17 protein-coding genes are annotated in these 19,395 nt (G+C 69.4%); 8 read left to right on the forward strand and 9 right to left on the reverse strand.

Annotated elements, in window-relative coordinates:
• The first annotated feature begins 344 nt into the window (after positions 1-344).
• A complete protein-coding gene (locus ACOJUJ_RS25215) occupies positions 345-1,169 on the forward strand; it encodes a hypothetical protein (protein WP_420129695.1) in 825 nt (274 codons plus the stop codon).
• Positions 1,170-1,270: 101 nt separating this feature from the next.
• On the opposite strand, the gene ACOJUJ_RS25220 is transcribed toward ACOJUJ_RS25215, so the two are convergent.
• The 5 genes from ACOJUJ_RS25220 to ACOJUJ_RS25240 form a co-directional block, all read right to left on the reverse strand.
• Entirely contained in the window at positions 1,271-2,131 is an 861-nt protein-coding gene (locus ACOJUJ_RS25220; protein WP_420129696.1) for a MerR family transcriptional regulator, read from the reverse strand.
• A gap of 494 nt (positions 2,132-2,625) precedes the next feature.
• Positions 2,626-3,354, reverse strand: a complete 729-nt coding sequence (locus ACOJUJ_RS25225) for a hypothetical protein (protein ID WP_420129697.1) — start codon at positions 3,352-3,354, stop codon at positions 2,626-2,628.
• Positions 3,351-4,163 (reverse strand): amidohydrolase family protein, encoded by an 813-nt coding sequence (locus ACOJUJ_RS25230; RefSeq protein WP_420129698.1) that lies wholly within the window; start codon positions 4,161-4,163, stop codon positions 3,351-3,353. The genes ACOJUJ_RS25225 and ACOJUJ_RS25230 overlap by 4 nt, the downstream gene beginning before the upstream one ends.
• A 542-nt stretch (positions 4,164-4,705) precedes the next feature.
• Positions 4,706-6,469 carry an EAL domain-containing protein gene (locus ACOJUJ_RS25235; RefSeq protein WP_420129699.1) on the reverse strand — a complete coding sequence of 588 codons (1,764 nt, stop codon included), beginning with the start codon at positions 6,467-6,469 and terminating at the stop codon, positions 4,706-4,708.
• Positions 6,466-6,864 (reverse strand): response regulator transcription factor, encoded by a 399-nt coding sequence (locus tag ACOJUJ_RS25240; RefSeq protein ID WP_420129700.1) that lies wholly within the window; start codon positions 6,862-6,864, stop codon positions 6,466-6,468. Before ACOJUJ_RS25240 ends, ACOJUJ_RS25235 begins: the two co-directional genes overlap by 4 nt.
• A 390-nt stretch (positions 6,865-7,254) precedes the next feature.
• On the opposite strand from ACOJUJ_RS25240, the gene ACOJUJ_RS25245 reads away from it, so the two are divergent.
• Positions 7,255-7,716: a hypothetical protein gene (locus ACOJUJ_RS25245; protein ID WP_420129701.1), complete on the forward strand. Its 462-nt coding sequence runs from the start codon at positions 7,255-7,257 to the stop codon at positions 7,714-7,716.
• Positions 7,717-8,150: 434 nt separating this feature from the next.
• On the opposite strand, the gene gyrA is transcribed toward ACOJUJ_RS25245, so the two are convergent.
• Positions 8,151-11,411, reverse strand: a complete 3,261-nt coding sequence (gyrA, locus tag ACOJUJ_RS25250) for a DNA gyrase subunit A (RefSeq protein ID WP_420129702.1) — start codon at positions 11,409-11,411, stop codon at positions 8,151-8,153.
• Between the two features lie 192 nt (positions 11,412-11,603).
• On the opposite strand from gyrA, the gene ACOJUJ_RS25255 reads away from it, so the two are divergent.
• Positions 11,604-12,230, forward strand: coding sequence for a shikimate kinase (locus ACOJUJ_RS25255; RefSeq protein ID WP_420129703.1), 627 nt, complete (start codon positions 11,604-11,606; stop codon positions 12,228-12,230).
• Positions 12,231-12,376: 146 nt separating this feature from the next.
• On the opposite strand, the gene ACOJUJ_RS25260 is transcribed toward ACOJUJ_RS25255, so the two are convergent.
• The 3 genes from ACOJUJ_RS25260 to ACOJUJ_RS25270 all read right to left on the reverse strand — a co-directional run bounded on the left by ACOJUJ_RS25260 (position 12,377) and on the right by ACOJUJ_RS25270 (position 14,609).
• Positions 12,377-12,682: a hypothetical protein gene (locus ACOJUJ_RS25260; RefSeq protein WP_420129704.1), complete on the reverse strand. Its 306-nt coding sequence runs from the start codon at positions 12,680-12,682 to the stop codon at positions 12,377-12,379.
• Between the two features lie 835 nt (positions 12,683-13,517).
• Complete coding sequence (locus ACOJUJ_RS25265; RefSeq protein WP_420129705.1) at positions 13,518-14,024, reverse strand: hypothetical protein; 507 nt, start codon at positions 14,022-14,024, stop codon at positions 13,518-13,520.
• A 273-nt stretch (positions 14,025-14,297) separates the two neighbouring features.
• Positions 14,298-14,609, reverse strand: coding sequence for a tetratricopeptide repeat protein (locus ACOJUJ_RS25270; protein WP_420129706.1), 312 nt, complete (start codon positions 14,607-14,609; stop codon positions 14,298-14,300).
• Between the two features lie 583 nt (positions 14,610-15,192).
• Between ACOJUJ_RS25270 and ACOJUJ_RS25275 the strand changes: the two genes are divergently transcribed.
• The 5 genes from ACOJUJ_RS25275 to ACOJUJ_RS25295 all read left to right on the forward strand — a co-directional run bounded on the left by ACOJUJ_RS25275 (position 15,193) and on the right by ACOJUJ_RS25295 (position 19,197).
• Positions 15,193-15,468, forward strand: coding sequence for a hypothetical protein (locus tag ACOJUJ_RS25275; RefSeq protein ID WP_420129707.1), 276 nt, complete (start codon positions 15,193-15,195; stop codon positions 15,466-15,468).
• Positions 15,416-16,681, forward strand: coding sequence for an MFS transporter (locus ACOJUJ_RS25280; protein ID WP_420129708.1), 1,266 nt, complete (start codon positions 15,416-15,418; stop codon positions 16,679-16,681). The genes ACOJUJ_RS25275 and ACOJUJ_RS25280 overlap by 53 nt, the downstream gene beginning before the upstream one ends.
• Positions 16,678-17,589, forward strand: a complete 912-nt coding sequence (locus ACOJUJ_RS25285; protein WP_420129709.1) for a S66 peptidase family protein — start codon at positions 16,678-16,680, stop codon at positions 17,587-17,589. The genes ACOJUJ_RS25280 and ACOJUJ_RS25285 overlap by 4 nt, the downstream gene beginning before the upstream one ends.
• Entirely contained in the window at positions 17,589-18,305 is a 717-nt protein-coding gene (locus ACOJUJ_RS25290) for a type II toxin-antitoxin system HicB family antitoxin (RefSeq protein ID WP_420129710.1), read from the forward strand. Before ACOJUJ_RS25285 ends, ACOJUJ_RS25290 begins: the two co-directional genes overlap by 1 nt.
• 475 nt (positions 18,306-18,780) lie before the next feature.
• Positions 18,781-19,197 (forward strand): BrxA/BrxB family bacilliredoxin, encoded by a 417-nt coding sequence (locus ACOJUJ_RS25295; protein ID WP_420129711.1) that lies wholly within the window; start codon positions 18,781-18,783, stop codon positions 19,195-19,197.
• The last annotated feature ends 198 nt before the right edge of the window (positions 19,198-19,395 follow it).

Raw genomic sequence — 19,395 nt, forward strand, 5'->3', positions numbered from 1 at the left:
GTATCTGTTTGGTGTCGGGTGCAGATGAGGGATGTCGACGAGGCAGGATCGTTTGTGAGGGCGTCGGGAACGGGAAGTGGATGGAATGCGGCAGGGGGCCATCCGCGTTTTTTCGGGAGGGATGCGGATCGGCGGAGGGTCTGCCGGAGCGCACGGGAACACGTCGATCGCTCCACCTGATGCGCGATCTGGAAAACCGTCGGTGCACTCCGTCATCGAGGTGAGGGAGTGCGCATCGTTTTCATCCTGTCCAAACCCTCGGAGGGCGGGGCGCATCAGAGCATCGGTTTCGACGGCGGCGCGGTGTTGCCGCCTCTTCTCTCCACGATTCCGGAGCCCCACCGATGCGTACGTCTCGCCTCTTCTTTTTTTCGCTGGCCCTTGCCGCCGCGGCGGCGCCGGTGTCCGCGCAGAACGACTCCGACGGCTGGGTGGAGCGCTGCCGCCGCAACAACGCCGGCTCAGACCGCGAGACGCACTGCGAGGTGCGCGAGTCGCGCATCCCGGCGCGCGGGTCGCTGCGCGTGAACGCGGGGCAGAACGGCGGCGTGACCGTGCGCGCCTGGGACGGGCGCGACGTGCTGGTGCGCGCCCGCGTGCAGGCGTCGGCGCGCACGGAGGCGGATGCGCGCGAGCTTGCGCGGGGTGTGCGCGTGAGCACCGACGGGACTATCCGCTCCACCGGACCTGAAACCTCCGGCCGCAACCGCCACTGGGCGGTGAGCTACGAGATCCTGGTGCCGGCGCGCACCAACCTGGACGTGGAGACGCACAACGGCCCCATCGCGGTGGAGCGGCTGTCCGGCGACATGGAGCTGCGGGCGGTGAACGGCCCCATCACGCTCACCGAGCTGGCGGGCGACGTGCGGGCGCGGGCGCAGAACGGTCCCATCACCGTGGCCCTGGCAGGCCGCCGCTGGAGTGGCGACGGACTGGACGCGGAGACGGTGAACGGCCCCGTCACCCTGCGCATGCCCCGCGGCTACGCGGCGCACCTGGAGAGCGGCACTGTGCACGGCCCCATCAACGCGCCCAGCGGCATCCGCTCGCGGCGCGAAGGCGGACGGCGCTGGAGCCCGGGCGGGCGGATCAACACCGACGTCAACGGCGGCGGCCCCACCATCCGAGTGGTGACCACCAACGGCCCGGTGAACATCCAGGAGATGTGACGGCCGGCATCGTCGTTTTTCGTGCGGTCCGCCGTACTGACGCGAAGAGCCCCGCCCGGCGTGCCGCCGGGCGGGGCTTTTGTGTTCGCGACGGACGGTGGTTACGCCAGGGCGTGGGCCAGCACGCCCATGTCGTCCGAAAGGCGCACGCCCTCGGCGCTGGCGAACGGGGCCGGGACGCCAGGGCCGCCGACCACGACCTCCGTCTCCGCGGGCGCGGCGTCGCGCAGGGCGCGGGTCAGGGCGCGGAAGTCGGCGATGCTCATGGTGTTGACCACGGACGTGCAGAACAGCGCCGGGCGCCGCTGATGCAGGATGCGCCGGATCTCGTCTACCGGCACGTCGGGGCCCAGGTACACCACCCGCCAGCCGCGCGTGGCCAGGTGAATGGTGGCCGCCAGCAGCCCGCACTCGTGACGCTCGCCCGGCACGCCTGCGCACACGGCCTCGGGCCCGCGAGCCGCACCGGTGTCCAGGTCCTCGATGATCCCCGCCAGCTTTTCGCGGATAAAGGCGGTGGCAAAGTGCTCCTCGCCCACGCCGCACTCGTTGGCCTCCCACAGCTCGCCCACCTGGCGAAGCACGGGGAGCAGCACCTCTTCCACGCGGCGCTCCGGCGGCAGGCGCATGACGTCCTGGTACGCCTCCAGTGCGCCGCGCCGGTCGAACGACATCAGCGCCTCGAGCATGCGGAAGCGCACGTCGCGAATGGACGGGCCGCCGGCGTCGGGCGGCAGCGGCGCATTGCCGCGGCGCACCCGGCTGATGGCCTCGCCAATGGTAAGTCCTTCGTCGACAAGGACCTTGATGCGCGAAAGCATCGCCACGTCCTCGTCCGTGTACAGCCGGTAGCCGGACCCGGTACGGTCCGGCGCCACCAGGCCGTAGCGGCGCTCCCACGCGCGCAGCGTGGCGGGGTTGATCCCGGTAAGGTGGGCGACGCGCTTGATGCGGTAGCTCATTGTTGCTTCTGCGGTTACTTCTTGCGCAGGTGATGCTTCGTACGCCGGCTGCATCGCGGCGCGGCATGGTTACACTTCAAGGGGCCAGCGCCTCCTTGTCGCAACCCTCGTACCGGCAGAAACAGGCGTGCACGGCCCACTCCCGCCGCCATACATCCCGGATCTGACGAACCAATCACGGAACTGTCACAATGCATGAATTTCATTGTACAAGCCTTGTAGCGCAAGATGCAGGGTGTTTCGCCATACCTGCTTCCAGGTTGGATTTGCCCTTGCCGCCCTTATCCCCCGCCAGGCGGAATAAGGGTCCTTACGTATCATTCTTTACTACGCCCTGCCGCGCGCAGACGGTTGTGGGGAACGATTTTCACGCGGAGGCGCGGAGAAAACAGAAGAGGCGCGGAGGGACGCCAAAAACGCCTCCGCGCCTCATCAGTTCCTCCGCGCCTCCGCGTGATGCTTTTCCGTCGTTCCTCTGATTGCGAGCAATGGTATCAGTTGTCGCCGGGCAGCTGGGTGAGCGGAAGCGAGGCCTGGGCGAAGTCCGGGTGCGCGCCGATGGTGCCGGCGGCCTGCAGCCGTTCGATCATGTAGCAGAACGTCTCGCTCTGCAGGGGAAAGCGGATTCGGTAGGCGCGGCGCCAGATGGTGTAGACCAGCCGCACCACCTCCTGCGCCGGAAGCTTCGCGCGGGTGTCGGCCAGCGGCTCGCGGTACAGCACGTAGCGGCCTTCGCTGCGGCGCTGCATCCACGGATGGAAGTAGGGAAAGCCGAAGGGGATGGCCTGCCCCGCGCCCACCAGCGTCTGCAGCCACGGGCTGCCGCTGCGCACCTCGCCCACGATCCACGCCGGGTCCGCGCCGTTCTTGCGGCGCGCCTCCGCGCGGATGGAGTTCACCAGGTGCCCGCGCAGGCCGCGCCCCAGCAGCTTGCCGCGCAGGTCCTTTCGCACGGCCAGGTAGGTGATGAACCCCGCGTTGACGCCCTCCAGGTAGATTCCCGCCGCCGCGGCCGCCGCTCGTCCGTCGTCATCCACCATGGCAAGCAGGTGGGCATCGCCGCCGCTGGGCATACCCCGGCGCCGCTCCTCGATCTCCGAAAGCAGGTCGTTCACCGGCTGCACGTCGCCAATGGAGGTGGAGATCAGCTCCAGCGCCTCCGTGGCCAGCGGCGCGCGCTCGTCATCGACCACCACCACCCGGTACTCGCCCTCCGCAATCACGCCGCGCCCACCACCGGCAGGCGGAACAGGCGTGCCGCGTTGCGCCAGAGCAGCCCCTCGCGCTCCGCGTCCGTCATCTCCAGCCGATCCACGAAGCGCAGGTAGCTGGCGACGTCGCTGATGGGCCAATCGGTACCGAACATCAGCTTGTCGGGGTCGTTGATAAAGGCGATGGCGTCGTTCACGCAACGCAGGGCAAAGCGCTCGTACCGCGGCTGAAACTCGCCGAGCGTAAGGCCGCAGATGTCGCCCATCACGTTGTGGTTCTTGTAGATGACCTCCATGGCGTCCGTGAACCACGGGTTGCCCAGGTGGCAGATGACGAACGTGGTTTCCCGAAAGTCCACGGCGATGTCGTCCACCAGCAGCGGGTGCGTCAGCCGGACTTTCGCGAGCGGGTTGAAGGTGTCGCCCGTGTGGATCATCACCGGCACGCCGAACTCCGCCCCCAGTTCGTACACGGGGCGCAACTCGCGGTCGTGCAGGTGGAACGGCTGGTAGCCGGGGTACAGCTTGAGCCCGCGGATGCGCCCCGCCCGCAGCAGGCCCCGCAGCCGGTCCATCTGGTCCTGGTCCAGCCGCGGCACGTCCACGCCGGCCACCACGCTGATGCGCGGATCGTCCTCCACCTCCGCCAGCATTTCTTCCGGCGAGCAGCGGTCCTCGTTGTTCACGTACGAGGTAAGGACCATGGCGTGCACGATGCCGTTCGCGTCCATCTCCCGCAGCAGCGCCGCGTGGCGCTCGGGGAGGGTGGCCGGCTGGTCCTCGGTGTAGCGGTTCAGGTGCGTGTGGCAGTCGATGATCACGCGGCGCGGCGGGTTGTGGGTGCGGTGTGTGGGGAGGCAGAAGGCGTACCAGCGGCGGGCCTGGCGGTGGAGCGGGAGGATGGGGCGGGCGGAGGAAGGCCACGACGGTCTGGCAGATATCGAACTGCGTCCGCGGGCGGCCCCCTCTCCCGGCCTCTCCCCCAACTTCGGGGGAGAGGTGACGCGAGCCGAACGTCCGGAGCGGACCCGGATGGCCGGCGCAAACGGACTCTGTGGAACAAGGATGGGATTCTCCCCTCTCCGCGAGGAACGAGCGGGAAGGGGCCGGGGAAGGGGCACCCGTGGGGCGTAGGTGCGCTCCTGTTCGTCGAGCCTGATTCCGTCGGCAACAACAACCTCCCCCAGGGTTTTTGGGGGAGGTGCGAGCCTCGGCGAGCGGAGGGGGCGCCGGCGGACGCAGCTGGGCCCTTCCGAAGCGGGATCGAATTCTCCCCTCTCCGCGAGGAACGAGCGGGGAGGGGCCGGGGGAGGGGCACCCCGGCGGGCGCCAGTTCGATCTTTTTCGTCGAGGCGCCGTCTTCCTACTTCGCCGCGCCTGCGTTCTCCGCGCTTGCGGCGTTCTCAGCACTGGCGGCGTTCTCCGCGCCCGCCGCGTTCTCCGCGCTGGCGGCGCTCTCGCCGGCGATGGCCTGAAGGGCGGCGTTGGTCTGCGCGGCCTGGGCGGCCACGTTGTGGAACAGGAATCCCTGGGTAAAGTGCACGCCCAGCCGCTTTACCGTCTCCCACTCCTCCTCGCGCTCCACGCCTTCGGCGATCACCTTGATGTTGTGGTCGTTGGCAAACTGCACCATCGTCTCCACCAGGTTCTGCTTCATGAAGTTGGCGTCGATGCCGCTGATGAGCGAGATGTCGAGCTTGATGAAGTCCGGCTCCAGGTTGGCGATGCTCCCCAGCCCCGCGTACCCGCTTCCCGCGTCGTCCACGGCAAAGCGGAAGCCGCGGTCGCGGAACTCCTTGAGATAGCCCTGAAAGGTGGGATAGTCGGTGATCGCCGTGCGCTCCGTGATCTCCAGCACGATGCGGCTGGGATCGTCCACCCCCAGGTCGTCCAGGTCCAGGTAGCGAAAGGTGGGGTCGCGAAAGTCGTGCGGATCGATGTTGATGAACAGCAGGTGCTGGGGCTCCAGCTGGTCCGACATCCCCTCGATGGCCTTGCGCCGGCACAGGCGCGAAAGCTCCCAGATCAGGTTGGCCTCCTCGGCCACCCCGAACATCACCTCCGGCGAGCGCAGAGCACGGTGTACGCCGCGGGCCAGCGCCTCGTAGCCAAACACCTCGCGCGTTTCCGTGACCACGATGGGGTGGTAGACGATGTAGACGGCGCCCTCGCGCAGGGTGTCCTTGAGCCCCGCCACCTTGCGCGCCCGCTCGCGCGATTCAACGCTGCGCGCCGCCTGGGCCGCCTCCCGGATGCCGCGGTAGATGATGCGCTCGGTGCGGATCTTGGGATTGCGGAAGAGCGTGACGGAGCCCACGTAGATCTCGAACAATCCCGCGATGTCCTCGCCGTGCTCCGTCTCCAGCCGGGCGCGCACGTCGGTCTCCAGCGCCACCGCCATCTCGTTGATGCGCTTCTCGGCCTCTTCCTGCGCGATGTCGGCAAAGAAGATGAAGTCGTCGTCGCCGGTGTGGCTGACCATCATGGCGCTGTCGCCGTCGTAGCGCGCGTAAAAGTCGCGCACGGCGCTGGCGGTGGTCTGCAGCACCTCGTCCAGCTTTTCCCAGCCGTAGATCTCCTCCAGCTTGCTGTAGCGCACGAACTCGATGTACAGCAGCGTAAGCCGGCCGCGGTTGTCCAGCATGTCGCGGCCGCGCTCGATCATCACCGGCAGGGTGGGAAAGCCGGTAAAGCGGTCGTACAGCAGCTCTTCGTAGCGCAGGTGGTCGGCGGCGTCCTGGGCCTGCTTGGGCGGAATGGTGCGCGCCAGCCTCTCGCACGCGCCCTCGATGCGCGCCGAGATCTCCATCTCGTCGGCGTCGACCAGGATCCACTCCTCGGCGCCTTCGCGGATGGCGTGGCGGGCCTCGTCCTCGTTGCGGCACACCACGACCACGGCGATGCCGCGCGTACCCGCCTCGTCGCGGGTGCGCTCCAGCAGGCCGCGGCGCATTTCCAGCAGCGCCGCGTCCGGATGGGTTCGCAGCAGGGCAAAGAACTGGTCGTCGTTGGCGGCGGAGCCCCCGCCGGCCGGCTGCACCAGGGTGAGCTCGGCGCCGGCGCTGGCCGCGGCGGCCTCCAGGCGCGCGCGGAAGCCCTCGTCCCCGGCATATCCGACGATCCTCACGCCTGGCTGCCCCGGGCGGCAAGGTTGCGGGTCACCTTTTCCATCAGCTCCTTGAAGTCCACGGGCTTGACCACGTAGTCGTCCGCGCGGGAGCGCAGCCCCTCCATCTTGTCCTCGAAGCCGCCCTTGGCCGTCACCATCACCACCTTGGTGTCGCCCAGCTGCGGGTGCTGCTTGATCACGCGGCACACCTCCCAGCCGTCCATGCCCGGCATCATCACGTCCAGCAGCACCAGGTCCGGGCGCACCTCTTCCATGCGCGCCAGCGCCGTGCGCCCGTCGCGCGCCTCGGCGACCGTAAAGCCGCGCGATTCCAGGAACGCCCGCAGGATCTCTACGTTGTCGCTGTTGTCGTCCACCACCAGGATGGTGGTCTTGCCGTTCGCGCCGTCCACCGCGGTCCCCTTCCGTTCGTGCTTCCGGCCAACCCGCAGGAACGTACGCGGGCGGCAAAAAGCAGGCCGTATGCGGGCAAGTGGTTTGGCGACGGTTGCTTACGTCACCTGTTTTCCGCTTTCCGGTTTTTCCCTGGTCGGACGCCCGGTGACCGACTCCGGGTGGATGGCGGGGATTCGCGTGTTTGCGTCAGGCTTTCTGGCCTCGTCAACTCAGGTTTAGCAGGTACGCAATTCCGTCCCTCTCCGCCAGCCCTGCGGCGCGTGGGGGTGAAACAGGGTCTCCGGAGGCCGCGTACGGGGAAGGAAGGGCGCCGCGTACCCTCTGAAATCCATCTGCCGAACCGATCCACCGTGGACCAGACGGTCTTTTGCCACAGATGCGGAGTGATGAACGCGCTGGCCCGCGGGTACTGCCGCGAATGCCGCGTGAACCTCGTCGATCCCGCGGCCGCCCCGCTGATCCCGCCGCGCGCGACAGGGGCGCCCGTGCGGATCTGTCCGCGCTGCCGCAAAGGCAACCCCGAGAACGCGACCGCGTGCATGGGCTGCGGCGGCCATTTTTCGGGACCCGTCGCGTGGCCGGTGGAGCCGGAGATCGCACCGGATCCGCTCCCCTGCCCGGGCTGCGGGATCGAGATGGAAACCGGGACGGCGTTCCTGAACCAGGGCACGTTCTGGCAGCAGGTGTTCACCGACCGGCACGCCTGGATTCCACTGGTCTTTCGCCGCCACGAGTCGGCCAGGCTGGAGCAGGTGCTCCGCCCCGGCGAACGCCTGCAGGCGCAGCGCTGCCCTGCGTGCAACAGCGTCTGGATCGCGCCGCCGCCGCCACGGGAAGCAGGTTGGTAACGTGCGCAGCGCCTGCGGTAGGACGGCGCGATAGCCGGTGATGAGATGAAATCGGCCCGGCGAGATTCTGGGCTCGATCTCGTGTTCACGATCCACGAAATCTCCTCATGCTCATACCCGATCCGTTGAAACACCTCACCTCAAGTCGGACTACAGGAAAACAGAGGTCAGGGTACAGAGGAACAGAGACAGCCAGAGGAACAGAGGAGGGAATCGCGGATCACCTCTGTTCCTCTGGCTGTTCTCCGTTCCTCCGTACCTTTCGATGTTGTTTCTCCGGATCGGTATCAGTTCTCCTCCAGCCGCTCGCCTTCGCCCTGAGCGCGCTGCTTCCGATAACCTTCCGATGAAATGCCGATAAACTTCCGATAACCCATCGGGTGGTGATGAACACAACCAAATCGGGGCGGCAAGATGCCGGGCCGATCTCGTGTTCAGGAGCCACCGAACAGGTCCAGTTCGTCGGCGACTTTCTTCTTGCCGCGTTTGCCCGTTTCCGCGGGTGGTGCAGATTCGGGCGTCGGCGGCTCGGGCGCGGCGGCCCTGGGAGGCTTGCCGCGCTTCGGCGGGGCGGGTGGCTCGGGAGCCGGCTCCGCGGCGGGCGGCTTTTTGCCACGCTTCGGAGCGGGCTCCGCTACCGGCTCCGGCGTCGCGGCTTCGGGCGCCGCGGGCTTGCGGGCGCGCTTCGGCGCCGGCTCCGGCTCGGCGGCGGGGGGCGGCGCGGACGCGGGAGCAGCCGCGGGTTTGCGCGCACGCTTCGGCGCGGGTGCAGGCGGCGGCTCGGGAGCCGGCGGCGGCGGTGGGGGCGCGGCGGCGGGCGCGGGCTTGCGGCTGCGCTTGGGGAGCGTGATGGGATCTTCGATGATGGAATCATCATCGTCCGCATCACCCGTGTTCGCGGTGTCGGCGAACAGGGCCGGATCCTCAGGAGCCGCGGCGGATTCGGCGGGCAGCGAAGCCGGCGACGGCGCGGAGTCGTCCGGCTGCGGCGCGTCGTCGGGTGCGCTCGCGTCGGCGGCCGGTGCCTCGTCGTCGGCGTCGCCGTCGGCGGAAGCCTCGGGGGTCACATCATCGGTGGAGGGGGGCGGCGCATCGCCATCGGAAGAGACGGGCGCTGCACCACCGCCGCCGCCGTCATCATCCCCACCGTTGCCGTCACCGCTGCCGCCCTCGCCTTCGGCGCCTCCGTCACCCTCTCCACCCTCGCCGCCGTCGGTCGACGGCTCTTCCAGAAGCTCGTCGGCGGTGGTGATGGGGGTGGCGGCGTCGCGCTCGGCGAGCTGGGTGACGGCGGCGATGCGCTCGCTCCGGGCCAGCTCCAGCACGGGCTCCGGCTGCGCGTCGCGCGGCAGAAGGGGGAGGTCCGCGCGGCGGATGCGCATCATCACCGCTCCCGCCGTGACGGCGGCCAGGTCGGTGACGCCCAGCTGCAGCAGCGCCACCAGGTCGCCGAAATCCTTGCCGCCGGGCGCGATAACGGTGCCCTTGCCGTCGCGCTTCTGCAGCGGCAGGTCATCCATCGCCAACCGCTTGCCCTGGCCGCGCGCGGTGACGGCGGCCAGCGTGGCGTCGCTCTTGTCGGCCACCATCCCCGCAAGCCGCTCCTTTTCACCCAGCTTCATCCCCCGCACGCCCTGGGTGGCGCGGCCCATCAGCGGGATGTCGCCCTCGGCGAAGCGGATGGCGCGGCCGCCCGACGCGGCCAGCACCACCTCCATCTGGCCGTCGGTGATGGAGACGAACGCCAGCCGGTCGCCGGCCTTGAGCGAGATGGCCTCCACGCCGCCGGAGCGGGGCCGGGTGAACTGGTCCAGCGACGTGCGCTTGACGGTGCCGCCGGCGGTGGCGAACAGGACCGCCCTGGACTCGCTGAACTCGCTCACCAGGTGCACGCCCGCGACGTCCGCGTTCTTGGGCAGCTCCAGCATCTGGTGCAGCCGCTTGCCGCGCGAGCGCAGGTCCGTTTCCGGCAGGTCGCGCACGGGCAGGCCGTAGGCGCGGCCGTCGCTGGTGAACGCCAGCAGCCAGTCCTCGGTGCTGGCCACCAGGACGCGCTCCAGGTAGTCGCTCTCGTAGTCGCTGCCGATGAGGGCGCGGCCGGTGCTGGCGGCCTTCTGGTACACGGGCATGGGCATGTGCTTGACGAAGCCCTCGCGCGTGACCGTGACCACCACCTGCTCGGCGGCCAGCAGGTCCTCGATGCGCACCGCCTTGTCGTTCTCGAAGATGGTCGTGCGCCGCGGGTCGCCGTACTTCTCCGCCAGCTCGGCCAGCTCGCGGCGGATGACGCCGATCTGCCGGTCTGGCGACGCCAGCAGCGCCTCCAGCTCGCCGATGCGCTTCTCCAGCTCCGCCAGGCGGTCGCGCAGCTCCCTGGCCTCCAGCTGCGTGAGGCGCGAGAGGCGCATGTTGAGGATGGCTTCCGCCTGGCGCTCGCTGAGCTTGAGCTCTTTCTGCAGCTTGGCGGCCGCCGTCTCGCGGTTGCGGGAGCCGCGGATGATGGCGATCACCTGGTCGATCTTGCGCAGCGCGGCGATCAGGCCTTCCAGCACGTGCGCCTCGTCGCGGGCGCGGTCCAGCTCCCAGCGGCTGCGGCGCACGACCACCTGCAGGCGGTGGTCGCGAAACCGCTCCAGCATGGTCTTCAGGCCAAACTCGCGCGGCACGCCGTTGTCCAGCGCCAGCGCGATCACGCCGAACGTGGTCTGCAGCGCGGTCCACTTGAACAGGCCCGTGAGCACCTTGGCCGGGTCGGCCCCGCGCTTGAGCTCGATGACCACGCGGATGCCGTCACGGTCCGATTCGTCGCGCAGGTCGGCGATGTCGTTCAGCTTGCCGGCGCGGGTGAGCTCGGCGATCTGCTCGATGATGCGTGCCTTGTTGGTGCCGTACGGGATCTCGGTGACGACCAGCTGCTCCTTGCCACTGCGCCGCGATTCCTTGTAGACCCGCGCCCGCATCACCACGCGGCCGCGTCCCTTGTTGTACGCGTCGCGGATCCCCTGCGTGCCCACGATGATGCCGCCGGTGGGAAAGTCGGGCCCCGGCAGGTGGGCCATCAGCTCTTCGACGGTGCACTCCGGGTGGTCCAGCATGTGGATGACGGCGCGCACCACCTCGGCCAGGTTGTGCGGCGGCACGTTGGTGCTCATCCCCACGGCGATGCCGCTGGAGCCGTTGACCAGCAGGTTGGGAAACTTCGCCGGGAGAACGCGGGGCTCGGTAAGGCGGTCGTCGTAGTTGGGGGCGAAATCGACCGTGTCCTTGTCGATGTCGGCCAGCATCTCCGTGGCGATGGGCGACAGGCGCGTTTCCGTGTACCGGTACGCCGCGGCCGCGTCGCCATCGATCGAGCCAAAGTTGCCCTGCCCGTCGATGAGCGGGTAGCGGAGCGAAAAGTCCTGCACCATCCGCACGAGGGCGTCGTACACGGACTGGTCGCCGTGCGGGTGGTACTTGCCCAGCACGTCGCCCACCACGGTGGCGCTCTTCTTGTGCGGCCGCGTGGGGATGAGCCCCGCCTCGTGCATGGCGTACAGGATGCGCCGGTGCACGGGCTTGAGGCCGTCACGCACGTCGGGAAGCGCGCGCTGCACGATGACGCTCATCGAATAGTCGATGAACGACTCGCGCATCTCGTCTTCGATGAGGCGCGGGAGTACGCGGTCGCGCTGCGTGGGGGTGAGGATCGCCATCAACCGCAGGGAATAGGGAACAGGGAACAGGGAATAGCCGGCGGCAGATGGCGGCCTGGCGCGGATACACCGCGTCCCCGGTTCGGTTCGGAAATTCTTCGGATTCCTGGATTCGGCGGGTGCGGCCCGCAACCTGCCTTGCCGCGGGGCCGTCCGTCAACCTTTCTGAACCCGGTTTTCTGGAGCGCCGCCGTGCCGGATACGCTGCCGCCCGCGCTGGTGATCGAACGCGTGGTGCTGCTGGGCTACATGACGTCGGGTAAGAGCAGCGTGGGGCAGGCGCTGGCCCGGCGGCTGGGCTGGGAGTTCCTGGACTTTGACGTGGAGATAGAACACCGCGAGGGGCGCACCGTCAAGGAGGTGATCGCCGTGGCGGGCGAGGAGGCGTTCCGGGGGATGGAGGCCGCGCTCACGGCCGAGGTGGCGGAGCGGCCCGGGCTGGTGCTGGCGCCCGGCGGCGGGTGGATCACGCGGCCGGAGCAGCTGGACGTGCTGGGCTCGCGCACGCTCTCGGTCTGGCTGCGCGTCTCGGTGGACGAGACCGTGCGGCGGCTGCGCGATGATTCCATCGACCGCCCGTTTCGCGACCACCCCGACCCGCGCGGCATGATCGCGCAGATGCTGGCGGAGCGCGAGCCGCTGTACCGGCTGGCGGACGTGTCGGTGCCGGCGGAGGGGCGGTCGATCGAGGACATCGCCTTCGAGATCGAAACCATCGTCCGTACCCGGCGCGAGGTGCTGCTGCCGTTTACGCCGGGGGAGGTGAGCGCGGCGGACGTTCTGGTGCCGCCGGTGTTGGAGGAGCGCAGGCGGGGGTGAGGGTGGGATGGGATCGGGCGAAGCTCCGGGATGAGCGGGTAAACCCGCTGCTGGGAAAGCGATAAGCCCCGTTCGGCTCGTTACACTCGCCGAACGGGGCTTCTTTCAATCTGCAGGGAGGTCTGCGCGATGGGCGGCGCCCAAGGTCAACCAGGCCAGAGGAGGTACGTCCAGATCAGAATCGGTAATGTGACCGCCGCCCACATGGGGGGCAGCAGGTTGCCGCGGACCGCTCTAACGGCGCACCAGCAGATGATGGCCCAGCCGGTGAGGATGATCAGGCGCTGCGGCACCCCCATGCTGCCGTTGGTGGGCGGGCCGGACAGGACGCGCCAGAAGAGCGCACGCACGTGGTCGGCGATCCCGACGATCGACAGGATGCCGGCAACCAGCATCACCCGCCGGTACGCGCGGCCACGCCGGGTATCCGGGATCGCGTGCGACGTCGACACGCGTGTCCTTCCTGATCGAATGATCCCTGCGGCGCTCAGTTGGTGGACTCGCATTGGCTGATCGTCGTTGACGGTCGTGCTGGGAGAAGGCTCAGGGTGGCGAGGTAGCCCGGAAGAGATGCGTCGTCCGCGCTTCCCGAAATCCCCAGCCGCGGCCAGGTGGCAGGGCCGCGAAGAAGTAATCCTCGTTGTAGCTCCACTCCCCTCGTTTCACGTACAGGTGGACGCCGATGAACTGGTAACCCTCACTGAATCCACCCGGACCGTGCGCGGAAACCTCCCCGTTGCTCCGGGGCGCTCGGTCGAGCACGGATCAGGTCCGCTCCGGTCCAGCAAGGGGATCAGTCCGGGCGGCAGTCCATCGGGAAAGCCCGCGGGTTGCCCGGTCTGTTCAAAGACGGTGCAGGCATCGAATGGGAGCGAATCTCCCAGCGCACTACGCCTCAGCGACATCACTTCGGCGACCGCGGCGAGTGCATCAGCGCCCCGCCCGGCGGCTCCCTGGCCCTGCAACGACGAGCACCCCGCGAGCACCCACAAAAGGACCGTCAGCCATACGGGCTTCTTTGCCAGCCCGATTGACTTCCATGTCCAGAGCGTAGCTGCCCGTCCTCGGCGCGTCGGTACCGTGTTCACCATGTTTACAAGCCTAACGGCAGCAGTGGTCACGGTCAAATGTTTACAGGCGTTGGCGGGAAGCGGGCTGATCGAGTCGGAATTGTAGAGCGAGGACAGAGATAGCGATTTGAGCGTTCGCTTAGCCCTGCGACGAAACGAAGCGAAGCCCCGCCAACCGCGCGGGGCTTCGACTGCAGGATGATCTGTGTTCGAGAGCCTAACGCCCCGTGCCGCCGCGGATGTAGGTGACGAACTCGCGCAGGCGGGCCAGGTCCGCGCCTTCGAAGGTAAAGCTGCGGGGGCCGATGCGGCCTTCGATGCGGTCGGCGTCGGCCATCACGGCCAGGTCGCCGATGGGGATCTGGTAGGTGACGTTCTCGTGCCGCCGGCCACCCTGCGTGTCGCTGTCGTAGCGGCCGTTGTAGCGGGCGCGCTGCCCCTCCACCGTCACCTGCAGCTGGTTCTCGCTGCGCCACGGCCAGCCGGACTGCGGCCACGCGTCAAAGCTGAGATACGCGTGCGGCGCCGGGTCGGGCGTGCCCTGACCGCGCCAGCTGTACCGCGCGGTCACCCGCATGGGCGTCGCGTCGGAGGTCTGCAGGATCAGCTGCTCAAGGTTGCTCTGGCCCGCGGAGGGATCGTACCGCGGCCTCATTCCGCCGCCCGACGCGCATGCGGAAAGAAGTGGCAACGCAAGGGCAACGATCAGGAGTGTGCGGCGCATGGTGCTTCGGATGTACAGGGTTACGGTTCCGCGCGTGCGGCGGCCCGGATCACGATCCTGGGCTGCCGCACGCGTGAGGTTTATGGGCTCATCGAGCCGCTCTCCCAAATCTGTAGCACCGTGCATGCCTGCACGGAAATCGCAAGTAGCTGTGCAGGTATTCGCTGCCCATCGCACCCGATATTCTGTAGCAGTTGGATCGTCCGCGGCCACCGGGCGGCTGGTGCGCCAGCCAGAGTTCCCGCTGGCGCGGCCGTGGGATCCGCCGCCGGCTTACCACTCTTCGAGAATGTCCTCGAACTCGCCGACCATGGTGGGATGGTTGTGGCGCGTGGCGGCGGCGATTCCCAGCCGGTACGCCTCGCGCGCCTCTTCTTCGCGGCCCAGCGTGCGGAGGGTGGCGCCCAGCCGCCCCCACGCGTTCCCCTCGTCGTCGGCGATGGAAAGGTAGTCGCGCAACGCCGCGATCACGTCTTCCCACCGCCCCGCCTTTTCGTACTCCAGCGCCAGGCCAAAGCGCGGACGCGGATCGTCCGGGTGCTCGGCGATCATCTTTTGCAGCGCTGCGATCCGGTCTTCCGACACGTCATCCTCCCGATGTTTGAATCCGCCAGCATGTGAATGCGGGCGCCGCCTCCGGAAGAACCGCGCCGGGTCCCCAGCCCGTTGGCTCGCTCGCCCGGCGAACTGCGCCGGACGAGGGTGGAGAACGGATCGCGTTCCCCACCATCTGTCGTTTCCAGGGAGCGCCGCGCGAACCCGTCCGCACCCTCCCAACCAGGCGCGCGAATGAGAAATTGCTCTCGGAATGCTCCTCCCTGGCCGCAGTTACCGAGATCTCGCGGCGTTCCCCATCGGCCATCGTCCGCCCCTGTCGTTGCCGCGGCTTCGGAGCGCGCTGCCGCGTCGGGGCGCCAGCAGGCGGAGGTAGATTCCTCGGCTCTGCGACCTGCGGCGCGAGGAGACGGGGTGGGGTGGGTGGGGGCTCGGAATGACAGTTCAGCGCGAACGGAGGGCAGTCTGCCGGGCGCGGAAGGGCCGAATCGCGTGGTGGCGGCTGGGCACGCGAAACGATGCCGCGATCTCGACTTGGGCGCGTTGTCAGGGAGGCCGCGGGGCGGTATCTTGAGCGCCCCGCATTCACCGTGTCCACAGAGGGAGACCGGACGTGCCACGCCCGCGCGAGCACATCCTTAGCAACCTGGAGGCCCTGTACCGCGAGGCCCACGCCCGCGCGCAGGCCGCCACCGACCACGCCGAGATGGCGCGGCTGGACTTTGAGTTCAGGCGGGACCAGCTGTACCTGGAGGCAGTGCTGGACGTGCGCGACCTGCTGCGCCCGCCCCCGCCGCCGCCTCCCGAAACCCGGAATGATGACAACAAGTCGGTCATTGAGCAGATCAGCGAGCTCCGCAGCCTCACGCGGCTTCCGTTCGGCCGCTGACCGGCCGCGCCTGGCGCGCAGCCGTCCCGCCGCCCGCGGCCGTTCGCCGCTGGCGGTGGTCTTTGTCACCGTGTTCCTGGACCTGGTGGGGTTCGGGATCGTGATCCCCCTGATGCCGCTGTACGCCGAGCGGTTTGGCGCGGGGCCGGTGGCGGCCGCGTGGCTCCTGTCCATCTACTCCCTGATGCAGTTCCTTTTCGCACCCTGGTGGGGGCGGCTCTCCGACCGGGTGGGCCGCCGGCCGGTGCTGCTGGTGGGCATTGCGGGGGCTGCGCTTTCGTACCTGGCGTTCGGGCTGGCGGGGTCGCTTACCTGGCTGTTCGTGGCGCGCGCCGTCAACGGGCTGATGGGCGCCAACGTGGGCGTGGCGCAGGCGTACATCGCCGACGTCACGCCGCCGCAGGAGCGGGCCAGGGGGATGGGGATGATCGGCGCGGCGTTCGGCCTGGGCTTCATCTTTGGCCCCGCGATCGGCGGGTTCCTGTCGCGCTGGGGGCCGCACGCGCCCTTCCTGGGCGCCGCCGCGCTGGCGGCCGCCAACTTCGTGCTGGCCTGGTTCCGCCTTCCTGAATCGCTGCCGCCGGAGGTGCGCGGCGCGGTGACGGCGCGCAACGCGGGGCTGCGGGCGCGGGTGGCCACGGTGCTGGACGCGCCCGGCAAGCTGCGCGGGCTGTACGCCACCACGTTCATGGTGACCATGGGGATCGCGGGGATGGAGGCCACGCTGGCGCTGTGGGCCGGCCGGCGCTGGGGGCTGGGCTTTGAATCCGTGGGATACGGGTTCGCGATGGTGGGGCTGGTGGCCGCGGCGGCGCAGGGGCTGATGGTGGGTCCGCTGGTGCGGCGCATCGGCGAGCGGCGCTCGGGGCTGCTGGGGCTGGCGCTGATCTCGGCCGGAATGGTGCTCATCCCGCTGGCGCCCTCGCTGCCGCTGGTGGTGCTGGCCGCCGCCGTCTTTGCGCTGGGCCAGGCCGCCGCCACGCCTTCGGTGATGGCGATGATCTCGCACCAGGGCGGCGTGGCGGACCAGGGGCGCATCCTGGCCGCGTCGCAGTCGCTTTCCGCGCTGGCGCGGGTGCTGGGACCGTGGGCGGCGGGCGCCGCGTTCGCCTACGTGGGCATCGCCGCGCCGTACGCGGGCGGGGCGCTGCTGGCGGCGGTCGCGCTGCTGATCCTGGCGACGGCGGCGCGCGGGCCGGAGGTGGCGCGATGATCCGCCCGCCCGCACTGCGCAAAGGCTCGGTCGTCTCGCTGGTGGCCGCGGCGGGCCCGGTGCCCCCGGGCGGCGTGGAGCGCGCTGAGGAACGGGTGCGGTCGTTCGGCTGGGTGCCGCGCCGGGAGGAGAACTGCGGGGCACGAGACGGCTACCTGGCGGGGAGCGACGAGCAGCGCCTGGCCGACCTGAACCGCGCGCTGGCCGATCCGGACGTCGCCGCCATCTGGTTTCTGCGCGGCGGCTACGGCACCATGCGCATCCTTGACCGGATCGACTGGGACGCGCTGGCCCGCCATCCCAAGGCGCTCATCGGCTTCAGCGACAACACGGCGGTGCACCTGGGAGCGCAGCGCGCGGGCGTCGTCAGCTTTCACGGCCCGCATCCGCACTCCGTCGAGTTCCCCGACTTTGCGCGCGACGAGCTGCTGCGCGTGCTGGCGTCGCCGGAGCCGGCGGGCGTGCTGCCGCTTCCGGCGGACGGGCAGGTGGAGACCGTGACGCCGGGTGTGGTGGAGGGGCCGCTGCTGGGCGGCAACCTGTCGCTGCTTTCGGCCACGCTGGGGACGCCGTTCGCCATCCAGCCGCGGGGCGCCATCCTCTTTGTCGAAGAGGTGGGCGAGCACCCGTACCGGCTGGACCGCCTGCTTTCGCACCTGCGGCTGGCCGGCGTTCTCTCCGCCGTGGCGGGGATCGCCGTGGGCGGCATCACGGAGTCGCCGGAGACGGAGGGGATGTCGGACGCGGCGACCGTGGTGCGCAACGCGCTCTCCGGCCTGGGCGTCCCGGTGGCGATCGGCTTTCCCTTCGGCCACATCGACGACAACTGGACGCTGCCGATGGGTGTGCGCGCACGGCTGGACGCGGATGCCGGCACGCTGGAACTGCTGGAGCCGGCGGTGGCGTGATGGAGCCGGTGGATGACCTGACGCGCGTGCGCGTGGGCCTGGAGGAAGGCGCGGACGGGGCGGTGATGGCGCACGCGCTTAACCTTCCCGGCTGCGCCGCCGTGGGTGGATCGCCGGAAGCCGCGGTGGCCGCCTTCGAGCGCGTGCTGGGCGAGTGGTTCCGCTTCCTTGCCGCGCTGGGCGAGCCGGTGCCGCCGCGCGACGCAGAGATCGAGCTGTCGGTGGACGAGTGGCTGGCCACCGACGCCCGCGTTGCCGCCGGCGAGACGACCGCGCTCTTCGCGGAAGACCTGCGCGCGCTCCCGCAGGACGAGGCGGAGCGCGGCGTGCACCGCCTGGGCGACCTGCGCGCCCGCCTGCTGGCGCGCATCCGCCGCCGCCCCGAGGCGTTGCTGGACGCCGAGACGCCGGGCGGGATGTCGGCGCGGCAGGTGCTGGAGGAGTTGGCGCGGGCGCAGTGGTGGACGCTCAGCCGCCTGGGCGCGTCGGCGATGGCGGAGGTGCCGGAAAAGACGCTGGCGCGCCTGGACACGGCGATGGTCCTGGTCGTCGACCGCCTGACCACGCTGCCGGACGAGGCTCGCGCGCACCGCATCGAGCTGGACGGCGAAGAGTGGACGCCGCGCAAAGTCCTGCGCCGCCTGCTCTGGCTGGAGTGGACCCTTGGCGCCGCCGCCCTGAGCGCCCTCATCGCAGTCGACGGCGCGGCGGTGTAGTCGTCTGCGCTAACGCGATCCGATTTCCCGGGCCGCGTCTGCGACGCGGGGCCCTCTCCCCCGCCGGGCCTTTGCTCGTTCCTCGCAACGGCCGGCGACCCCTCCCCCAAACTGCGGGGGAGGGGTGGTGTCGGCAGCTTCCGGATCAGGATCGAAGTCCCACCTCCCCCAGGGTTTTTGGGGAGGTGCGGGCCTGCGCGAGTAAGAGGGCGTTCTGCCGGCGTCCGTTCGATGCCCTTCGAGGACGCCGGGATCCCGCGGCTACGTCCTCCCCTCTCCGCGAGGAACGAGCGGGGAGGGGCCGGGGGAAGGGCACCGCCGGACGCAGTTCGATGCACGTCGCCGATCCACCGGACCCGTGGTGGTCGCCCCGCCGGACGCTCCCAATCCGCCACGCGTGAACCGATCCGGCGTTCCGGAGTAAGCAACCGCAGCAGCGGGAGCAGTTTCCGATCAACGAACCGAGAGGACGAAGATGGCCTATCCCGAGATGATGGTCGCGCCCATGCGCAAGGACCTCACGCGTCTGGGCGTGCAGGAGCTTCGCACGCCCGACGAGGTAAAGCAGGTGCTCGAAGACACCAGCGAGCCCACGCTCCTGGTGGTGAACTCCATCTGCGGCTGCGCGGCCCGCAACGCGCGCCCCGCCGTGGCGATGGCGCTGGAGAACGGCAAGAAGCCCGTCAAGCTGACCACCGTGTTCGCCGGCCAGGACATCGAGGCCACGCAGGCGGCTCGCGGCTACATTCACGGCTATCCGCCGTCGTCGCCCAGCATTGCGCTGCTCAAGGACGGCGACGTGGCGTTCATGCTGGAGCGCCACCAGATCGAGGGCCGCAGCGCCGACGCCATCGCCGAAGACCTGCGGAACGCCTTCGACCAGTACTGCTGATCAACGGCAGTCCGGTTGATGAACGACGCCCCCGGCCGGAATCTCCGGTCGGGGGCGTCGTGCATCTGGATACTTGGGATCGAACCCCCGAAAGCTGATTTCCTGAGCGAGCGCCACACAATTTTCTGCCGCCCGCACCGCAGCCGGCGCGCGATTGAAGGATCTCGTCTGCCGGATCGAGGGATTGGAACGGCTCCT

The sequence above is a fragment of the Longimicrobium sp. genome (assembly GCF_048594345.1).
GTDB lineage: Bacteria > Gemmatimonadota > Gemmatimonadetes > Longimicrobiales > Longimicrobiaceae > Longimicrobium.

Excerpts from the sequence above, each read along its gene's own strand:
- ACOJUJ_RS25220 (WP_420129696.1), bottom strand. The coding sequence starts at position 2,131 with ATGAGCTACCGCATCAAGCGCGTCGCCCACCTTACCGGGATCAACCCC.
- ACOJUJ_RS25285 (WP_420129709.1), top strand. The coding sequence starts at position 16,678 with ATGATCCGCCCGCCCGCACTGCGCAAAGGCTCGGTCGTCTCGCTGGTG.
- ACOJUJ_RS25295 (WP_420129711.1), top strand. The coding sequence starts at position 18,781 with ATGGCCTATCCCGAGATGATGGTCGCGCCCATGCGCAAGGACCTCACG.
- ACOJUJ_RS25265 (WP_420129705.1), bottom strand. The coding sequence starts at position 14,024 with ATGCGCCGCACACTCCTGATCGTTGCCCTTGCGTTGCCACTTCTTTCC.
- ACOJUJ_RS25215 (WP_420129695.1), top strand. The coding sequence starts at position 345 with ATGCGTACGTCTCGCCTCTTCTTTTTTTCGCTGGCCCTTGCCGCCGCG.
- gyrA (WP_420129702.1), bottom strand. The coding sequence starts at position 11,411 with ATGGCGATCCTCACCCCCACGCAGCGCGACCGCGTACTCCCGCGCCTC.
- ACOJUJ_RS25245 (WP_420129701.1), top strand. The coding sequence starts at position 7,255 with ATGAACGCGCTGGCCCGCGGGTACTGCCGCGAATGCCGCGTGAACCTC.
- ACOJUJ_RS25290 (WP_420129710.1), top strand. The coding sequence starts at position 17,589 with ATGGAGCCGGTGGATGACCTGACGCGCGTGCGCGTGGGCCTGGAGGAA.